Origin of the sequence: Serratia sp. CY29653 (assembly GCF_052169255.1) — a bacterium.
Taxonomy (GTDB): Bacteria; Pseudomonadota; Gammaproteobacteria; order Enterobacterales; family Enterobacteriaceae; genus Serratia; species Serratia sarumanii.
The window spans coordinates 87,996-105,404 of the sequence record NZ_JBJNLC010000005.1 but is presented as its reverse complement, the minus strand read 5'-3'; the positions used below and the strand labels follow the sequence as shown (position 1 = coordinate 105,404).

The following is a 17,409-nucleotide window of genomic DNA, read 5'->3' as shown; positions in this document are numbered from 1 at the left end:
ATCTGTTAACTGTGAACTTACTCACTATGAGTACTGAAATTCTATTTGTTTTCCTGTTTTCTTTGGCTTTTCTCTTTGTTGCCCGCAAGGCGGCAAAACGTATTGGTCTGGTAGATAAACCCAATTATCGCAAACGCCATCAGGGGCTGATTCCACTGGTCGGCGGTATTTCCGTTTATGCCGGATTGTGCTTCGCGTTTTGGATTTCCGAACAACCTATCGCGCACGCCAAGCTTTATCTGACCTGCGCCGGCATTCTGGTGTTTGTGGGCGCGCTCGACGATCGTTTCGACATCAGCGTTAAAATCCGCGCCCTGGTGCAGGCGTTGGTCGGCATCGCCATGATGGCGTTCGCCGGTCTGTATCTGCGCAGCTTCGGCCATGTACTGGGTGATTGGGAGATGTTGCTGGGGCCGTTCGGCTATCTGGTGACGCTGTTCGCGGTATGGGCGGCGATCAACGCCTTCAACATGGTCGACGGCATTGATGGCCTGCTGGGTGGGCTGTCGTGCGTCTCCTTCGGTGCGCTGGGTCTGTTGCTGTACCTGAGCGGCCACCATGAGATGGCGTTCTGGTGCTTTGCGATGATCGCTACCATCGTTCCCTATATTTTGCTCAACCTCGGCATTCTCGGCCGCCGTTACAAGGTGTTCATGGGGGACGCCGGCAGTACCCTGATCGGCTTTACCGCCATTTGGCTGCTGCTGCAAAGCTCGCAGGGCAAGGCACACTCGATTAATCCGGTGACCGCACTGTGGATCATCGCTATTCCGCTGATGGACATGATAGCAATCATGTATCGTCGTTTACGCAAGGGGATGAGCCCCTTCTCTCCCGATCGTCAACATATTCACCACCTGATCATGCGCGCCGGCTTTACGCCGCGGCAGGCTTTCGTGTTGATTACCCTGGCGGCCGCATTGCTGGCGGCGGTTGGCGTGATCGGCGAACGCCTGACTTTTATCCCTGAGTGGGTTATGTTGGCATTATTCTTGCTTGCTTTCTTCCTGTACGGTTACTGCATCAAGCGCGCCTGGCGGGTTGCGCGGTACATTAAGCGTATCAAGCGTCGCCTGCGGCGTTCGAGCGATAACAAGCAAGTATCTTAACCAGAGGCTTTTTGGCTGTGATGAATCCAGAAACAACGTCTGACAAGCATACCCCGGCGGTGGATAACGAACTCGATATCCGCGGCCTGTGCTGCACCCTGTGGCGCGGCAAACCGTGGATTATCGGCATTGCGGTGCTGTTCGCGGCGGTCGCGCTGATCGTCTCTTATCTGGTTAAGCAAGAATGGAGCGCGACCGCAATCACCGACAAACCCACGGTGAATGCGCTGGGCGGTTACTACTCCCAGCAGCAGTTCCTGCGCAATCTGGATGTGCGCACGCTGCCGGCGACGGCCGGCGATCAGCCGAGCATCGCGGACGAAGCCTACAATGAGTTCATCATGCAGCTGGCGGCTTACGATACGCGTCGCGATTTCTGGCTGCAGAGCGATTACTACAAGCAACGTCAGGAAGGGGATGCCCGCGCGGATGCGGCGCTGCTCGACGAGCTGATCAACAACATCCTGTTCACGCCGCGCGACGACAAGAAAGTGCCGAACGACGGCGTGAAGCTGACGGCGGAAACTGCCGCGGACGCCAACCGCCTGCTGCGTCAATACGTGGCCTTCGCCAGCCACCGCGCTGCCCTGCACCTGAACGAAGAGATCCAGGGGGCGTGGGCCGCTCGCACTACCTCAATGAAGGCGCAGGTCAAGCGTCAGGAAGCGGTGGCGGAGTCGGTTTACAAGCGCGAGCTGAACACCACGCAGCAGGCGCTGAAAATCGCCGAAAGCCAGGGGATCAGCCGCGCGCAGACCGATACCCCGGCCGAGCAACTGCCGGATTCGGATCTGTTCCTGCTGGGCCGGCCAATGCTGCAGGCGCGTCTGGAAGGCCTGCAGGCCTCCGGCCCGACCTATGACCTGGATTACGATCAGAACCGCGCGATGCTGGCGACGCTGAACGTTGGCCCGACGTTGGATGAGAAGTTCCAGACCTATCGTTATTTGCGCACGCCGGAAGAGCCGGTAAAACGCGACAGCCCGCGCCGGGTATTCTGGCTGATTCTGTGGGGCGCGATGGGCGCTTTGGTTGGCGCGGGCGTTGCCTTGGCGCGTCGGCCATCGAATTAACCTTAGATTTAACTTACCGATGGGCGCTTAGTGCGCTCGGTTCGCAGGTCCGCCTGCGCTTAACTGACCAAAAAGAGATTCTCTGTGAAAGTGTTGACTGTTTTCGGCACCAGACCTGAAGCCATTAAAATGGCGCCGCTGGTACATGCTTTGGCTCAGGATGAGGCCTTTGACGCAAGGGTCTGTGTAACGGCGCAGCATCGTGAGATGTTGGATCAGGTATTGCGGTTGTTTGAGATTACGCCGGATTACGACCTGAACATCATGAAACCCGGCCAGGGGCTAACGGAAATCACCTGTCGTATCCTGGAAGGGCTGAAAGGAGTGCTGGAAGACTTCAAACCGGACGTGGTGCTGGTGCACGGCGATACCACCACTACGCTGGCGACCAGTCTGGCTGCATTCTATCAACGCATCCCCGTCGGGCATGTTGAGGCCGGATTGCGTACTGGCGATTTGTATTCCCCTTGGCCGGAAGAGGCCAACCGAACTCTGACGGGGCATTTGGCGAAATTCCACTTCGCGCCGACCGAGAATTCACGTCAAAACCTGCTGAGAGAAACACTGCCGGATAATCAGATTTTCGTGACCGGCAATACGGTAATCGACGCGCTGTTTTGGGTGCGCGATCGGGTAATTAGCGATGCCGCGCTGCGGGCTGGCCTGGCGCAGCGTTATCCGTTCCTCGATGCCAACAAGAAGCTGATCCTGGTCACCGGTCACCGCCGGGAAAGCTTCGGCGGCGGCTTTGAGCGAATTTGCAGCGCGCTGGCGGAGATTGCCCGCAATCACCCGGAAGTACAGGTGGTGTATCCGGTGCATCTCAATCCGAACGTCAGCGAGCCGGTGAATCGCATTTTGAAAGGCATCGATAACATCATGCTGATCGAACCGCAGGATTATTTGCCGTTTATTTATCTCATGACTCAAGCGCATCTGATCCTGACCGATTCCGGCGGCATTCAGGAAGAGGCACCGTCGTTAGGTAAACCGGTGCTGGTGATGCGCGACACCACCGAGCGTCCGGAGGCGGTGGATGCAGGCACGGTGCGCCTGGTGGGTACCGATGTGGCCAAAATTGTTGATGCGGTAACTCAGTTGTTGATGGACGAAAGCGAATATCAAACCATGAGTCGGGCGCATAACCCATATGGTGACGGACATGCCTGCCAGCGTATCCTTGAAGCTTTAAAGAATCATCAGGTGACACTATGAGCTTTGACACTATTTCTGTCATTGGTCTGGGGTATATCGGCTTGCCGACGGCGGCGGCGTTCGCCTCTCGCAAGAAAAAAGTTGTAGGTGTTGATGTTAACCAACATGCGGTAGATACCATTAACCGTGGTGCGATCCACATCGTCGAGCCGGATCTGGATAAAGTGGTCAAGGGCGCCGTCGACGGCGGTTTCCTGCGGGCGGTGACCAAACCGCTAGCGGCCGATGCGTTTCTGATCGCGGTGCCTACGCCGTTCAAGGGCGATCACGAGCCGGATCTGGCCTATGTCGAAGCGGCGGCGAAATCGCTGGCGCCGGTGCTGAAAAAAGGCGATCTGGTGATCCTGGAGTCCACCTCGCCGGTGGGCGCCACCGAACAGATGGCGGAATGGTTGGCTGAAACGCGCAGCGATCTCAGCTTCCCGCAGCAAGCGGGCGAAGCGGCGGACGTGAATATCGCCTACTGTCCGGAGCGCGTGCTGCCGGGGCAGGTGATGGTGGAGCTGATTAAAAATGACCGCGTGATCGGCGGCATGACGCCGAAGTGCTCGGAACGAGCCAGCGCGCTGTACAAGATTTTCCTCGAGGGCGAATGCGTGCTGACTAATGCGCGTACTGCCGAGATGTGCAAGCTGACGGAAAACAGCTTCCGCGACGTGAACATCGCCTTTGCCAATGAACTGTCACTGATTTGCGCCGAGCAGGGAATCAACGTCTGGGAACTGATCCGCCTGGCGAACCGTCATCCGCGGGTGAATATTCTGCAGCCGGGTCCGGGCGTCGGCGGTCACTGCATTGCCGTCGATCCGTGGTTTATCGTGGCACAGAATCCGCAGCAGGCGCGTCTGATCCACACCGCACGCCTGGTGAACGACGGCAAACCGCTGTGGGTGGTCGACCGCGTGAAAACGGCGGTAGCTGACTGTCTGGCCGCGACTAACAAGCGTGCGTCCGAGTTGAGAATTGCCTGCTTCGGCCTGGCCTTTAAACCGAATATCGACGATTTGCGTGAAAGCCCGGCGGTGGAAGTTGCCCATTTGATTGCGGATTGGCATTCGGGGGAAACACTGGTCGTGGAACCTAACGTCGAACACCTGCCGGCATGTCTGGTGGGGCATGTGGCGTTGAAAACGATTGCCGAGGCGTTGCAGCAGGCCGATGTGATCGTGATGTTGGTCGATCACCAGCAGTTCAAGGCTATCCGGCCGGAAGAGATCAAGCAAAGCTGGGTGGTGGATACTAAGGGAGTCTGGCGTTGAAACGTATTTTAGTTACCGGTGGTGCCGGTTTCATTGGCTCCGCGGTTGTGCGGCACATCATCGAGGCCACCGGCGATAGCGTGGTGGTGGTGGATAAGCTGACCTATGCCGGTAACCTCGAGTCGCTGGCGGTGGTGGCCGAGAGCGAGCGCTATGCTTTCGAGCAGGTTGACATCTGCGATCGTGCCGAGCTGGATCGGGTATTTGCCCAGTATCAGCCGGACGTGGTGATGCACCTGGCGGCGGAAAGCCACGTCGATCGCTCTATCGACGGCCCGGCGGCCTTTATCGAGACCAACGTGGTGGGCACTTACACCATGCTGGAAGCGGCGCGCCATTACTGGCAGCCGTTGGCTGCAGAGAAGAAGCAGGCTTTCCGTTTCCATCATATCTCCACCGACGAAGTGTACGGCGACCTGCATGGCACCGACGATCTATTCACCGAAACCACGCCGTATGCGCCGAGCAGTCCGTATTCCGCCTCCAAGGCGTCGAGCGATCATCTGGTGCGCGCCTGGTTGCGCACCTACGGTTTGCCGATCCTCGTGACCAACTGCTCGAACAACTACGGCCCTTATCACTTCCCGGAGAAGCTGATCCCGTTGGTGATCCTGAATGCGGTAGCCGGCAAACCGCTGCCGGTATACGGCAACGGCGCGCAGGTGCGTGACTGGCTGTATGTCGAAGATCACGCGCGCGCGCTCTATGAGGTCGTGACCGAAGGTGTGGTAGGCGAAACTTACAATATCGGCGGCCATAACGAGCGCAAGAATATCGAAGTGGTGCAGACCATTTGCGATCTGCTGGAAGAACTGGCGCCGAACAAGCCACAGGGCGTGGCAAACTACCACGATCTGATCACTTACGTGAAGGATCGCCCGGGTCACGATATGCGTTACGCCATCGACGCCGGCAAAATCGATCGTGAGTTGGGCTGGCGGCCGCAGGAAACCTTCGAAAGCGGCCTTCGCAAAACCGTGGTTTGGTACCTGAACAACGAAACCTGGTGGCGCCGGGTGCAAGACGGTTCTTATGCCGGCGAGCGTTTGGGGCTGTCCGAGTGAATGTAGCACAGTGCTGTCTTTAGCAGGCGCTGTGGATTTGGGAGCAAGTATGAAAGGTATTATTCTGGCCGGCGGTTCCGGTACGCGTCTGCATCCGATCACGCGCGGCGTGTCCAAGCAACTGCTGCCGATCTACGACAAGCCGATGATCTATTACCCCTTGTCGGTGCTGATGCTGGCGGGGATCAACGACATTCTGATTATCTCCACGCCGGAAGATTTGCCTTCATTCAAGCGTTTGTTAGGCAGCGGAGAAGCGTTTGGCATCACTCTCAGCTATGCCGAACAGCCAAGTCCCGATGGCCTGGCTCAGGCATTTTTGATCGGTGAAGAATTTTTGGCCGGTGAGCCGAGCTGCCTGGTATTGGGTGACAATATTTACTTTGGGCAGGGGTTCAGTCCCAAGCTGAAAAGCGTTGCGGCTCGTTCCACCGGCGCGACCGTGTTTGGCTATCAGGTGATGGATCCCGAGCGCTTTGGCGTGGTGGAGTTTGACGACCACTTCCGCGCGCTGTCGATCGAAGAAAAACCGGTTAAACCGAAGTCTAACTGGGCGGTGACCGGCCTGTACTTCTACGATAGCCAGGTGGTGGAGTTTGCCAAACAGGTGAAGCCTTCGGAGCGCGGCGAGCTGGAAATCACCAGCATTAACCAGATGTATCTGGAACGCGGAGAGCTGAACGTCGAGCTGTTGGGGCGTGGTTTCGCCTGGTTGGATACCGGCACGCACGACAGTCTGCTGGAAGCCAGCAGCTTCGTGCAGACGGTAGAAAAACGCCAGGGCTTTAAAATCGCCTGTCTCGAGGAGATCGCCTGGCGCAATGGCTGGCTGGATGATGAGGGCGTAAAACGCGCGGCTCAGACGCTGGCCAAAACCGGTTACGGCAAATATTTACTGGATTTACTGCATGCGCGTCCACGCCAGTATTGAGCCGCTGGTTTGGGAGAGCGACTTCTTCCAATTAGAGAGCGCCAAATTACATTTCGATAGCTCGGCGGCACCCGTAGCCGAGGCTGATTTGGATGCCTATGCGTTGGTGCAGGCCAAAATTCCCGCTTATCGCCTGGGATGGGCCGATGCGCTGTCGACGCTGGGATTCCGGCTGGTCGAAGGGGAAGTGGATCTGGTGGTGAACGTTGCGCCTGAAAGCGCGACGGCCGATGCCGCTTCGGCGGTTGCGGGGCGTCAGGCCGTTCCCGAGGACATCCCGTCATTGCGCGCTGCCGCCGGTGAGGTGTTCGCTGCCAGCCGATTTCGCGCCCCGTGGTACGATCGCGCCGATAGCGGGCGATTCTATGCGGCCTGGATCGAAAAAGCGGTGCAGGGCACCTTTGATCATCAATGCTTGCTGGTGCTGGATAGCCAGGGGCAACCCGAAGGCTTTGTCAGCCTGCGTGACATTGGCGGCCAGGAAATGCGCATTGGCCTGTTGGCGGCGTTCCCCGGCGCATCCGGCCGGGGCGTGGGCGCCAGGCTGATGACGGCGGCGATCGCCGAATGTCGGCAGCAGGGGATGCAGCGCCTGCGGGTTGCGACCCAGGTGGGCAATATCGCCGCATTACGACTCTATCAACGACAGGGTGCCGTGATTGAAAGCACCGCGTACTGGTTATACAGAGGTAGACATGATTCCATTTAACGCTCCACCGGTTGTTGGCACTGAACTGGAATATATGCAGGCTGCCATGGGCAGCGGCAAATTGTGCGGCGACGGCGGTTTCACCCGCCGCTGCCAGCAGTGGATGGAACAGCGTTTCGGCAGCGCGAAAGTGTTGTTGACGCCTTCCTGCACCGCGTCGTTGGAAATGGCCGCCATTCTGCTGGATATCCAGCCGGGTGACGAAGTGATCATGCCAAGCTTTACCTTCGTTTCCACCGCCAACGCCTTTGTGCTGCGCGGCGCCAAAGTGGTGTTCGTCGACCTGCGTCCAGACACCATGAACATCGACGAAACCAAAATCGAAGCGGCGATTACCGATAAAACCCGCGCGATTGTGCCGGTGCACTATGCCGGCGTGGCCTGCGAGATGGATACCATCATGGCGCTGGCGAAGAAATATAACCTGTTCGTGGTGGAAGATGCCGCGCAGGGCGTGATGTCGACCTACAAAGGCAAGGCATTGGGCACCATTGGCCATATCGGCTGCTTCAGCTTCCATGAAACCAAAAACTACACCGCCGGCGGCGAAGGCGGCGCGACGCTGGTGAACGATCCGGCCCTGATTGATCGGGCGGAAGTCATCCGCGAAAAAGGCACCAACCGCAGCCAGTTCTTCCGTGGCCAGGTAGACAAATATACCTGGCGCGACATCGGTTCCAGCTATCTGATGTCCGACCTGCAGGCCGCCTACCTGTGGGGCCAGCTGGAAGTGGCGGAGCGCATCAACCAGCGCCGTTTGGCTCTGTGGCAGAAGTACTACGACAGCTTCCTGCCGTTGGCCCGCTCAGGCCGCATCGAACTGCCGGTAATCCCGGCCGACTGCGTGCATAACGCGCACATGTTCTATATCAAGCTGCGCGATATCGAAGAGCGCACGGCCTTTATCGACTACCTGAAGGAAGCCGAAATCATGGCGGTGTTCCACTATATCCCGCTGCATGATTGCCCGGCCGGCGAACGCTTTGGCCGCTTTGCCGGCGAAGATCGTTACACCACGCAGGAAAGCGCGCGCCTGGTGCGCTTGCCGCTATTCTACAATATGTCTGATGTCAATCAGCGTACGGTAATCAATACCATCCTGAGTTTCTTTGCCTGATATGTCGTTGGCAAAAGCATCGATATGGACCGCCGGCTCCACGCTAATCAAAATCGGCGTGGGGCTGTTGGTGGTGAAACTGCTGGCGGTGGCGTTTGGCCCCAGCGGGGTGGGGCAGGCGGGTAATTTCCGCCAGTTGATTACCGTGCTGGGCGTGCTGTCCGGCGCGGGCATTTTTAACGGTATCACCAAATACGTGGCGGAGTACCACCAGGATCCGCAGCGTCTGCGTCTGGCGGTGGGCACCGCGTCGAGCATCGTGCTGGGCTTTTCGACCTTGCTGGCGCTGGTGTTTCTGTTCGCCGCCGAACCGATCAGCATCGGGCTGTTCGGGCATGCCGATTACGTCGATGTGGTGCGCGCCGTCGCTTTCATTCAGATGGGCATCGCCTACGCCAACCTGTTTATGGCGGTGCTGAAAGGCTATCGCGACGCGATGGGCAATGCGCTGGCGGTGATCGGCGGCAGCCTGCTCGGCGTGGTGGCTTATTACCTGTGCTTCAAGCTGGGCGGTTATGAAGGCGCGTTGGCGGGGCTGGCGCTGGTGCCGGCGTTGGTGGTGCTGCCGGCCGGGCTGATGCTGTGGCGGCGCAAAACGCTGCCGTTGCGCTACCTGGCGCCGCGCTGGGACAAACTCGTGGCCGGCAACCTCGGCAAGTTCACCGTCATGGCGCTGATCACTTCGGTGACGCTGCCGGTGGCCTATGTGATGATGCGTAACCTGTTGGCCGCGCATTACGGTTGGGATGAAGTGGGGATCTGGCAGGGCGTCAGCAGCATTTCCGATGCCTATCTGCAGTTCATCACCGCCTCGTTTACCGTCTATCTGCTGCCGACGCTGTCGCGGCTGACGGACAAGGGCGCCATCTCGCGGGAGATCGTGCGCTCGTTGAAATTCGTGCTGCCGGCGGTAGCGGCGGCGAGCTTTACGGTGTGGCTGCTGCGTGATTTCGCCATCTGGCTGCTGTTCTCGGATAAATTCGTCGCCATGCGCGATCTGTTTGCCTGGCAGCTGGTGGGCGACGTGCTGAAAGTCGGGGCTTATGTGTTCGGCTATCTGGTGATCGCCAAAGCGTCGCTGCGCTTCTATATCCTGACGGAAGTCAGCCAGTTTCTGCTGCTGACGCTGTTCTCGCACTGGCTGATCCCGCTGCACGGCGCGCTGGGGGCGGCTCAGGCCTATATGGCAACCTACATCGTGTATTTCGCGCTCTGTAGCTGCGTATTTCTTATCTATCGTAGACGAGTATGACCACACTGATTCACGTTCTGGGATCCGATATCCCGCATCATAACCAGACGGTGCTGCGCTTCTTCAACGACGTGCTGGCGCCGCGTTTGCCGGCTGAGCAGACGCGGCATTTTATGGTGGCGGCCAAGGATGTGGCGGCACTGGGTGATTTCCCCGCCCTGAACATTGAGCCCTACGCAGACAAGAAAAGCCTGGCGGCGGCGGTCATCGCGCGCGCTCAGGCCGATCGCGATGCGCGCTTCTTCCTGCACGGCCAGTTCAATCCGGGGCTGTGGCTGGCGCTGCTGAGCGGCAAGATCAAGGCGCGTCAGGTCAGTTGGCATATTTGGGGCGCCGATCTGTATGAAGACGCCACCAGCTGGAAATTCCGGCTGTTCTATCTGCTGCGCCGCATTGCGCAGGGGCGAGTAGGGAACGTGTTTGCTACCCGCGGCGACGTGATCCACTACCAGCAGCGCCATGCGCGGGTGCCGGCCTCGCTGCTGTACTTCCCGACCCGCATGGATCCGGCGCTGACCGACGTTCACGTCGAGAAAAACCTGGCCGGGCCGATGACGATTCTGGTCGGTAACTCCGGCGATCGCAGCAATCGGCATATCGAAGCGCTGCAGGCGATTCATCAGCAGTTCGGCGCCGACGTGCGCGTGATCCTGCCGATGGGCTATCCGGCCAATAACGACGCCTACATCGAGCAGGTGCGCGCCGCCGGGTTGCCGCTGTTCGGCGAGAAAAACCTGCAGCTGCTCACGCAGCAGGTGGCGTTTGAGGATTATCTCAATATTTTACGCGCCTGCGATCTCGGCTATTTCATTTTCAATCGCCAGCAGGGGATTGGCACCCTGTGCCTGCTGATTCAGTTCGGCGTGCCTTTCGTGCTCAGCCGGCAAAACCCGTTCTGGCAGGATTTGGCGGAACAGCATCTGCCGGTGCTGTTCTACGGCGATTCGCTGGACGAGGCGGTGGTGCGTGAAGCGCAGCGTCAGCTGGCGGCGGTGGATAAACAGGCGATCGCCTTCTTCAATCCGAACTATGTCGACGGTTGGCAGCAAGCCCTGGCGTTGGCGGCGGGAGAGCACTCATGACGTTGGCGCAATTCGGCGGCCTGTTCGTCGTCTATCTGGTCAGCCTGACGTTTATCCTGACGCTGACCTATCAGGAGTTTCGGCGCGTGCGCTTTAACTTCAACGTCTTCTTCTCGCTGCTGTATTTGCTGACGTTTTATTTCGGTTTTCCTTTGACCTGCCTGCTGGTGTTCCAGTTTGACGTCGAGGTGGTGCCGGTGGAGTTTCTGCTGTACGCCCTGCTGTCGGCGACGGCGTTTTACGCCATCTATTACGTTACCTACAAGACTCGGCTGCGCAAACGCCGCACACAGCCGCGCGCTGCGCTGTTTACCATGAACCGGGTGGAAACCCATATGACCTGGGTGCTGCTGGCGCTGGTGGCGATCGGTACCGTTGGGATCTTCTTCATGCAGAACGGCTTCCTGCTGTTCAAGCTCAATTCCTACAGCCAGATTTTCTCCAGCGACGTGTCCGGCGTGGCGCTCAAGCGGTTCTTTTACTTCTTCATTCCGGCGATGCTGGTGGTCTATTTCCTGCGGCAGGATCTGCGCGCCTGGTTCTTGTTCCTGGTGGCGACGGTGGCGTTCGGCATTCTGACCTACGTGATCGTCGGCGGCACCCGCGCCAACATCATCATCGCCTTCGCGCTGTTCCTGTTTATCGGCATCGTACGCGGCTGGATCACGCTGTGGATGCTGGCGGCGGCGGGCATATTCGGCGTGGTCGGCATGTTCTGGCTGGCGTTGAAGCGCTACAGCCTGGACGTCAGCGGCGCGGAGGCGTTTTATACCTTCCTCTACCTGACCCGCGATACCTTCTCGCCGTGGGAAAACCTGGCGCTGCTGTTGCAAAATTACGACAAGATCGATTTCCAGGGCCTGGCGCCGATCATGCGTGATTTCTACGTCTTTATCCCTACCTGGCTCTGGCCCGGCCGGCCGGACGTGGTGCTGAACTCGGCCAACTACTTCACCTGGGAAGTGCTGAACAACCACTCCGGGCTGGCGATTTCGCCGACGCTGATCGGTTCGCTGGTGGTGATGGGCGGCGCGCTGTTTATCCCGCTCGGCGCGATTCTGGTGGGCATGATCATCAAGTGGTTCGACTGGCTGTATGAGCTGGGCAAAACCGAGCCGAACCGCTATAAGGCGGCCATTCTGCAGGGGTTCTGCTTCGGCGCGGTGTTCAACATGATCGTGTTGGCGCGGGAAGGGGTGGATTCATTCGTGTCGCGCGTGGTGTTCTTCTGCATTATTTTCGGTGCCTGTCTGGTGCTGGCGAAGTTGCTGTATTGGCTGTTCGATACCGCCGGGCTGATCAAGGCCAGAGTGACGCGCACCCGCGCGCTGGCGTCGCCGCCTCGGGCCAACGGTCTTTTGTAAGGGTAATGAGAACGATGGAAGCAAAGATTTCGGTGCCGCAGTATGAGCTGCGCGGTTTCAGCCTGTGGGGCTTTCGCGATATGGCGCACTGCATGGACTTTTTGTTCGACGGCGGCCGGGTAAAACAGGGCACGCTGGTGGCCATGAACGCGGAAAAGATCCTGAAGGCGGAAGAGGACCAGGCGCTGCATGCGTTGCTGGATGAGGCGGAGTACAAGTACGCAGACGGCATCAGCATGGTGCGCTCGATTCGCCGCAAATACCCGGCGGCGGACGTTTCGCGCGTTGCGGGCGCCGATCTGTGGGAAGCCTTGATGCAACGCGCCGGCCGTGAAGGCACGCCGGTCTTCCTGGTCGGCGGCAAGCCGGAGGTTTTGGCGGAAACCGAGCAAAAGCTGCGCAGCCAGTGGAATGTCAACCTGGTGGGCAGCCAGGACGGCTACTTCAAACCGGATCAGCGCGAGGTGCTGTTCGAGCGTATTCGTGCCAGCGGCGCCGCGATCGTGACGGTGGCGATGGGATCGCCGAAGCAGGAGATTCTGATGCGCGACTGCCGCAAGGTGCATCCGCAGGCGCTGTATATGGGCGTGGGCGGCACCTACGACGTCTTTACCGGCCATGTGAAGCGTGCGCCCAAGGTGTGGCAGAACCTCGGTCTGGAATGGCTCTACCGCCTGCTCAGCCAACCCAGCCGCATCGGCCGGCAGTTGAAGCTGTTGAAGTTTGTCGGCTACTACTACAGCGGCAAGATGTAACCCCTCATCCGGGGCGGAAAGTGCTGTTCCGCTCCGGTCTGCTGTACCAATAATCTGCTTTTGCGCGTTTCTCCCGCATATCTATAACCCTCGGCCCTAAACGTCGTCGCATTTATTCCATAAAGTTTTAAATTGCGGTTTGCTTATAGCGGCGAAATGCGAAACGATACCGCCCGGAAATTATCCCTGGCCGCTGAAGCTTGATGCGACAGCGCTGAACGATGTCCTTCTCACGGTCACTTCGCTCCGACAACCCGTTGATGCCAATCCGATCGGCAGGGGATGATTTATTCTTTTAATAATGACAATAACGACCGGCAGCGGCCGGCAGGCAAACACGACCCGAGAAAAATTATTGAGGATTTATGGCACACAAAGAGAAACCGCAAGGGCTACACCGGGGCCTTGAGGCCCGGCATATCGAGCTTATCGCTCTGGGGGGCACCATCGGTGTCGGCCTGTTTATGGGCTCGGCCAGTACGCTGAAATGGGCGGGGCCGTCGGTGCTACTGGCTTACATCATCGCCGGGCTGTTCGTGTTCTTCATTATGCGTTCGATGGGGGAAATGTTGTTCCTCGAGCCGGTCGCCGGGTCGTTTGCCGTTTACGCGCATAAGTACATGAATCCCTACTTCGGTTATCTGACCGCCTGGGGCTACTGGTTTATGTGGATTGCCGTCGGCATTTCTGAAATCACCGCCATCGGGGTATATGTGCAGTTCTGGTTCCCGGAAATACCGCAGTGGGTGCCGGCGCTGATCGCCGTAGCGATGGTCGCGTTGGCCAACCTGGCGGCGGTGCGCCTGTACGGTGAGCTGGAGTTCTGGTTTGCCATGATCAAGGTCACCACCATCATCGTGATGATTCTGGTGGGGCTGGGGGTGATCCTTTTCGGCTTCGGCAACGGCGGTGAACCTATCGGTTTCGCCAATTTGACGGCGCACGGCGGTTTCTTTGCCGGCGGCTGGAAAGGCTTCCTGTTTGCGCTGTGCATCGTGGTGGCGTCCTATCAGGGGGTTGAACTGGTGGGCATCACCGCCGGGGAAGCCAAGAACCCGCAGGTGACGCTGAAACGCGCGATCAACAATATCCTGTGGCGCATCCTGATCTTCTATGTCGGTGCGATCTTCGTCATTGTCACCATCTTCCCGTGGAACGGCATCGGCACCACCGGCAGCCCGTTCGTGCTGACCTTCGCCAAGATCGGCATCGTTGCCGCCGCCGGCATCATCAACTTCGTGGTGTTGACCGCCGCGCTCTCCGGTTGCAACAGCGGCATGTACAGCGGCGGCCGCATGCTGTACGCCCTGGCCAAGAACCGCCAACTGCCGGCGGCGCTCACCAAGCTTTCCGCCAGCGGCGTGCCGGTGAACTGCATCGCCGTCACCATCGGCTGCCTGTTGGTGGGCTCCGCGCTGAACTACATCATCCCGAATCCGGAGCAGGTGTTCGTTTATGTCTACAGCGCGAGCGTGCTGCCGGGCATGGTGCCGTGGTTCGTGGTGCTGATAAGCCAACTCTATTTCCGCCGCGCCCATAAGGAAGCGATCAAAAACCACAGCTTTAAGTCGATCATGTTCCCGTATGTGAACTATCTGACCATCGCTTTTCTGGTTTGCGTGCTGGTCGGCATGGGAATCAACCCGGATACGCGCATTTCCCTGCTGGTCGGGGCGATTTTCTTAGCCGGCGTCAGCCTATGCTACTTCGCTTTCGGCATGCACAAGAAACATCATCCGGTTGAAAATCGGGTAGAAACGCGCCAATAAACGGCGAAAAGGGGCTACGGAGTGCGCTTTTGTGCGCGGGAGTGAGCAAAGCGTAATCAAACGCAACATTTCTGCGAAAAAGCACTAGACAGGATTGGCGTAAATCCGTAGTATCCCCTCCCGCAACGGCGCTACGCGCCCGTAGCTCAGCTGGATAGAGCGCTGCCCTCCGGAGGCAGAGGTCTCAGGTTCGAATCCTGTCGGGCGCGCCATTAAGTTTGTGCGCAGGAGCTGCGGTGGTATATTACCGCGTGAGTAAGAAGTAGTAATGGTGGCTATAGCTCAGTTGGTAGAGCCCTGGATTGTGATTCCAGTTGTCGTGGGTTCGAGTCCCATTAGCCACCCCACTTCCTGACGAAGTGACGATTTAGCAGTATTTTGTGACAGTGCGAAGGTGGCGGAATTGGTAGACGCGCTAGCTTCAGGTGTTAGTGTTCTTACGGACGTGAGGGTTCAAGTCCCTCTCTTCGCACCACGCAAAATATCTGATAAATATAAGATTTATATGGACAATGGTCTGATAAATCGGGTAGTATGAGCAACACAAATCGGCGAGTAGCGCAGCTTGGTAGCGCAACTGGTTTGGGACCAGTGGGTCGGAGGTTCGAATCCTCTCTCGCCGACCACATTCGAAAAAACCGACGCAAGTCGGTTTTTTTACGCCTGCAGTTTATGAGGATGAGTACCTCCGCAGGAGGTTCGAGCCTCGCGAAGCGAGACAACGTTGCTTTAGCAACGGCCCGCAGGGCGCGCATCAAAGATGCGCGTAATCCTCTCTCGCCGACCACATTCGAAAAACCTGCTTTTTAAAGCAGGTTTTTTTTCGTCTGTAGTTTATGAGGATGAGCACCTCCGCAGGAGGTTCGAGCCTCGCGAAGCGAGACGAAGGTAGGCCCGTGCAGCAATGCGCGGGCTTTTTGCGTATCTAAGGATGGGCACTTTGTCTCTGTCGGCAAGCGTGTTGGTTTTCAGCGACAGAGCCATCCAGCGCTGTCGTCAGGTTGAGACAAATAATTGATTGATTTAAAAAGATAAAATGGGCTTTGGCTTAAGTCGTCGTTTTGAGGCGACATTCTTATTACGGCTGCTGGCATGGAATGCCAGAGAGTGGCATATAACAGGAAAGACAGGGTTAAATTAAAAATTAATATATTTCAATGCATTGAGACCCGTTTTTTATTGGGAATGGCCTTAGCCTTAAAGTTGGCACGCCAAGTGCAATATCTATAGCGTAGATGCTCATTCCACCTCTTATGTTCGCCTTAGGCCTCATAAACCCTGGGAATGACGCAGAGCCGATTTAGGGTGCCTATCGCCCACGAGAACGATGACTAACCCGTCATCACGCTCAGGGCAAAACGTTGAGTGAGGCACCGCCCCTGTTGTCCTAGACCTGATTGCTTCTTTATACACTTGCCCTACGGCAAGTGTTTTTTTTTGCGCCTCAGGATGTTAACTGGCAAAAAAAAGCGCGGCATCAAGAGCCGCGCTGTTCTTCAATCGTGCAGGGCGCTATTCGCCGCCGTTCTGTTTCAGCGTCAACATCAGTCCTTCGCGCCGCATCTGCGCCGCTTCATCCGAACGATGCAGTTTTTCCAGCGTATCGGCCAACCAGGCGTAGTCGTAGGCATCCGGGCGCTGTTTCAGCGCTTCGCGGAAGACGTCGGCCGCCTGCTGCCACTCGCCGTGTTTCATCAGCAGCTGCCCCAGCGTGCTGTTCAGCAGCGGCGTCGCGCCGTGCTGCTTCATCTGCTGGCGCAGCGCTTTCTCCAACTGCTCGGGGTTGCCGGACTTCAGCCGCGGCAGCAGCAGCACCAGGCGCTCGTCGTATTGGCGCTTCAGGCTGTCGAGCACGATCTCCTGCGCCAGTTCGTGGTCGTTGCATTCGATCAGGTGTTCCACCATCGCGATTTGCAGCGGCACTTCGTGACGCGTCTTGCGGCTCTGATCTTTCCACCAGCGCTTCAGGCCTTCGCTGCCTTCGTCCGCCATCGCCTGATTCATCAGCCCGATATAAGCCTGCTGCTGCAATGCCTGCAGTTGCTCTTCGCTGTGGAGTTCGATTTTACGCATCGACGGCAGCACTTCCAGCAGCGACGCATAGGCGCCGGTGCGCAGATAGGCTTGTTCCGCCAGGCGCAATACTTCCGGATGACGCGGCGCCTGGTTCAGCAGGCGATCGACGCCGTGGCGCGCGGCGTGGTTCTCGCCCTGTGCCAGCTGGATGCGAACCCGGGTGATATCCACCGGCAGCTGATCGGTGTCGGCCGCTTCGGCAGCGCGCTCCAGATATTGGTTGGTGCGGAAGTCATCGCCGCGTTGCTGTGCGGCCTCGGCGGCCAGCAGGTAGTTCACCACCGGCTGTTCGGCATGATCGGCGTTGCGCGTCATCAGCTTCTCGACCTGCTTGTAGTCGCCTTCCGCCAGCTTGATCAGCGCGGCTTTGGTTTGCTGGCGCGCGCGAGTACGCTTGCGGCCGATAAACCAACCGCGCGTGCGGGCGCCGGTGCGGAAGAGACGGCGCAGGATCCACTCGATCGCCAGCAGCACCACGAACAGCAGCACCAGCATGATCGCCAGGCCGGTGACGCTGGTTTCGATATTGTAGTTGTCGGTCTGGATCAGCACATAGCCTTGATGCCCGGCCAACATCGGCCCGAGCACCACGCTGGCGATCACCACCAGGAACAGAAATAGCACGCGTAACATG

General features: G+C 58.2%; 14 protein-coding genes, 4 tRNA genes and 1 other RNA gene. 18 read left to right on the top strand and 1 reads right to left on the bottom strand.

The features are described 5' to 3' along the window. The first annotated feature begins 11 nt into the window (after positions 1–11). The 18 genes from wecA to ACJ8HN_RS20195 all read left to right on the top strand — a co-directional run bounded on the left by wecA (position 12) and on the right by ACJ8HN_RS20195 (position 15,486). A complete protein-coding gene (gene wecA, locus ACJ8HN_RS20280; protein WP_154618228.1) occupies positions 12–1,109 on the top strand; it encodes a UDP-N-acetylglucosamine--undecaprenyl-phosphate N-acetylglucosaminephosphotransferase in 1,098 nt (365 codons plus the stop codon). A gap of 20 nt (positions 1,110–1,129) precedes the next feature. Beyond that, a complete protein-coding gene (gene wzzE, locus ACJ8HN_RS20275) occupies positions 1,130–2,182 on the top strand; it encodes an ECA polysaccharide chain length modulation protein (protein WP_033654002.1) in 1,053 nt (350 codons plus the stop codon). A gap of 84 nt (positions 2,183–2,266) precedes the next feature. Next, the gene (gene wecB / locus ACJ8HN_RS20270) at positions 2,267–3,397 is read left to right on the top strand and encodes a non-hydrolyzing UDP-N-acetylglucosamine 2-epimerase (RefSeq protein ID WP_060424185.1); all 1,131 of its coding nucleotides are present in this window, start codon (positions 2,267–2,269) and stop codon (positions 3,395–3,397) included. Continuing rightward, entirely contained in the window at positions 3,394–4,656 is a 1,263-nt protein-coding gene (gene wecC, locus ACJ8HN_RS20265; RefSeq protein ID WP_033654004.1) for a UDP-N-acetyl-D-mannosamine dehydrogenase, read from the top strand. Before wecB ends, wecC begins: the two co-directional genes overlap by 4 nt. Continuing rightward, the gene (rffG, locus tag ACJ8HN_RS20260; protein ID WP_060423432.1) at positions 4,653–5,720 is read left to right on the top strand and encodes a dTDP-glucose 4,6-dehydratase; all 1,068 of its coding nucleotides are present in this window, start codon (positions 4,653–4,655) and stop codon (positions 5,718–5,720) included. Before wecC ends, rffG begins: the two co-directional genes overlap by 4 nt. A 49-nt stretch (positions 5,721–5,769) precedes the next feature. Further along, positions 5,770–6,651, top strand: a complete 882-nt coding sequence (gene rfbA, locus ACJ8HN_RS20255) for a glucose-1-phosphate thymidylyltransferase RfbA (RefSeq protein WP_033654006.1) — start codon at positions 5,770–5,772, stop codon at positions 6,649–6,651. Then, entirely contained in the window at positions 6,629–7,360 is a 732-nt protein-coding gene (gene rffC / locus ACJ8HN_RS20250; RefSeq protein ID WP_033654007.1) for a dTDP-4-amino-4,6-dideoxy-D-galactose acyltransferase, read from the top strand. The genes rfbA and rffC overlap by 23 nt, the downstream gene beginning before the upstream one ends. Continuing rightward, a complete protein-coding gene (rffA, locus tag ACJ8HN_RS20245) occupies positions 7,347–8,477 on the top strand; it encodes a dTDP-4-amino-4,6-dideoxygalactose transaminase (RefSeq protein WP_033636640.1) in 1,131 nt (376 codons plus the stop codon). The genes rffC and rffA overlap by 14 nt, the downstream gene beginning before the upstream one ends. Before the next feature lies 1 nt (position 8,478). Next, on the top strand, positions 8,479–9,729 hold the full coding sequence (wzxE, locus tag ACJ8HN_RS20240; protein WP_033649867.1) for a lipid III flippase WzxE: 1,251 nt from the start codon (positions 8,479–8,481) through the stop codon (positions 9,727–9,729). Next, complete coding sequence (locus ACJ8HN_RS20235; protein WP_033649866.1) at positions 9,726–10,811, top strand: TDP-N-acetylfucosamine:lipid II N-acetylfucosaminyltransferase; 1,086 nt, start codon at positions 9,726–9,728, stop codon at positions 10,809–10,811. The genes wzxE and ACJ8HN_RS20235 overlap by 4 nt, the downstream gene beginning before the upstream one ends. Further along, positions 10,808–12,175, top strand: coding sequence for an ECA oligosaccharide polymerase (gene wzyE / locus ACJ8HN_RS20230; RefSeq protein WP_442523859.1), 1,368 nt, complete (start codon positions 10,808–10,810; stop codon positions 12,173–12,175). The genes ACJ8HN_RS20235 and wzyE overlap by 4 nt, the downstream gene beginning before the upstream one ends. Before the next feature lie 14 nt (positions 12,176–12,189). Next, a complete protein-coding gene (wecG, locus tag ACJ8HN_RS20225; protein ID WP_049233763.1) occupies positions 12,190–12,930 on the top strand; it encodes a lipopolysaccharide N-acetylmannosaminouronosyltransferase in 741 nt (246 codons plus the stop codon). Between the two features lie 365 nt (positions 12,931–13,295). After that, positions 13,296–14,699 carry a bifunctional threonine/serine APC transporter ThrP gene (thrP, locus tag ACJ8HN_RS20220; RefSeq protein ID WP_060423426.1) on the top strand — a complete coding sequence of 468 codons (1,404 nt, stop codon included), beginning with the start codon at positions 13,296–13,298 and terminating at the stop codon, positions 14,697–14,699. A 135-nt stretch (positions 14,700–14,834) separates the two neighbouring features. Next, a tRNA-Arg gene (locus ACJ8HN_RS20215) sits at positions 14,835–14,911 on the top strand. A gap of 59 nt (positions 14,912–14,970) precedes the next feature. Then, positions 14,971–15,046, top strand: a tRNA-His gene (locus ACJ8HN_RS20210). 41 nt (positions 15,047–15,087) lie between these two features. Further along, a tRNA-Leu gene (locus tag ACJ8HN_RS20205) sits at positions 15,088–15,174 on the top strand. 74 nt (positions 15,175–15,248) lie between these two features. After that, a tRNA-Pro gene (locus ACJ8HN_RS20200) sits at positions 15,249–15,325 on the top strand. A gap of 32 nt (positions 15,326–15,357) precedes the next feature. Next, positions 15,358–15,486, top strand: a non-coding RNA gene (locus ACJ8HN_RS20195) — RtT sRNA. A 725-nt stretch (positions 15,487–16,211) separates the two neighbouring features. On the opposite strand, the gene hemY is transcribed toward ACJ8HN_RS20195, so the two are convergent. After that, positions 16,212–17,408, bottom strand: coding sequence for a protoheme IX biogenesis protein HemY (gene hemY / locus ACJ8HN_RS20190; RefSeq protein ID WP_033649634.1), 1,197 nt, complete (start codon positions 17,406–17,408; stop codon positions 16,212–16,214). Between the last annotated feature and the right edge of the window lies 1 nt (position 17,409).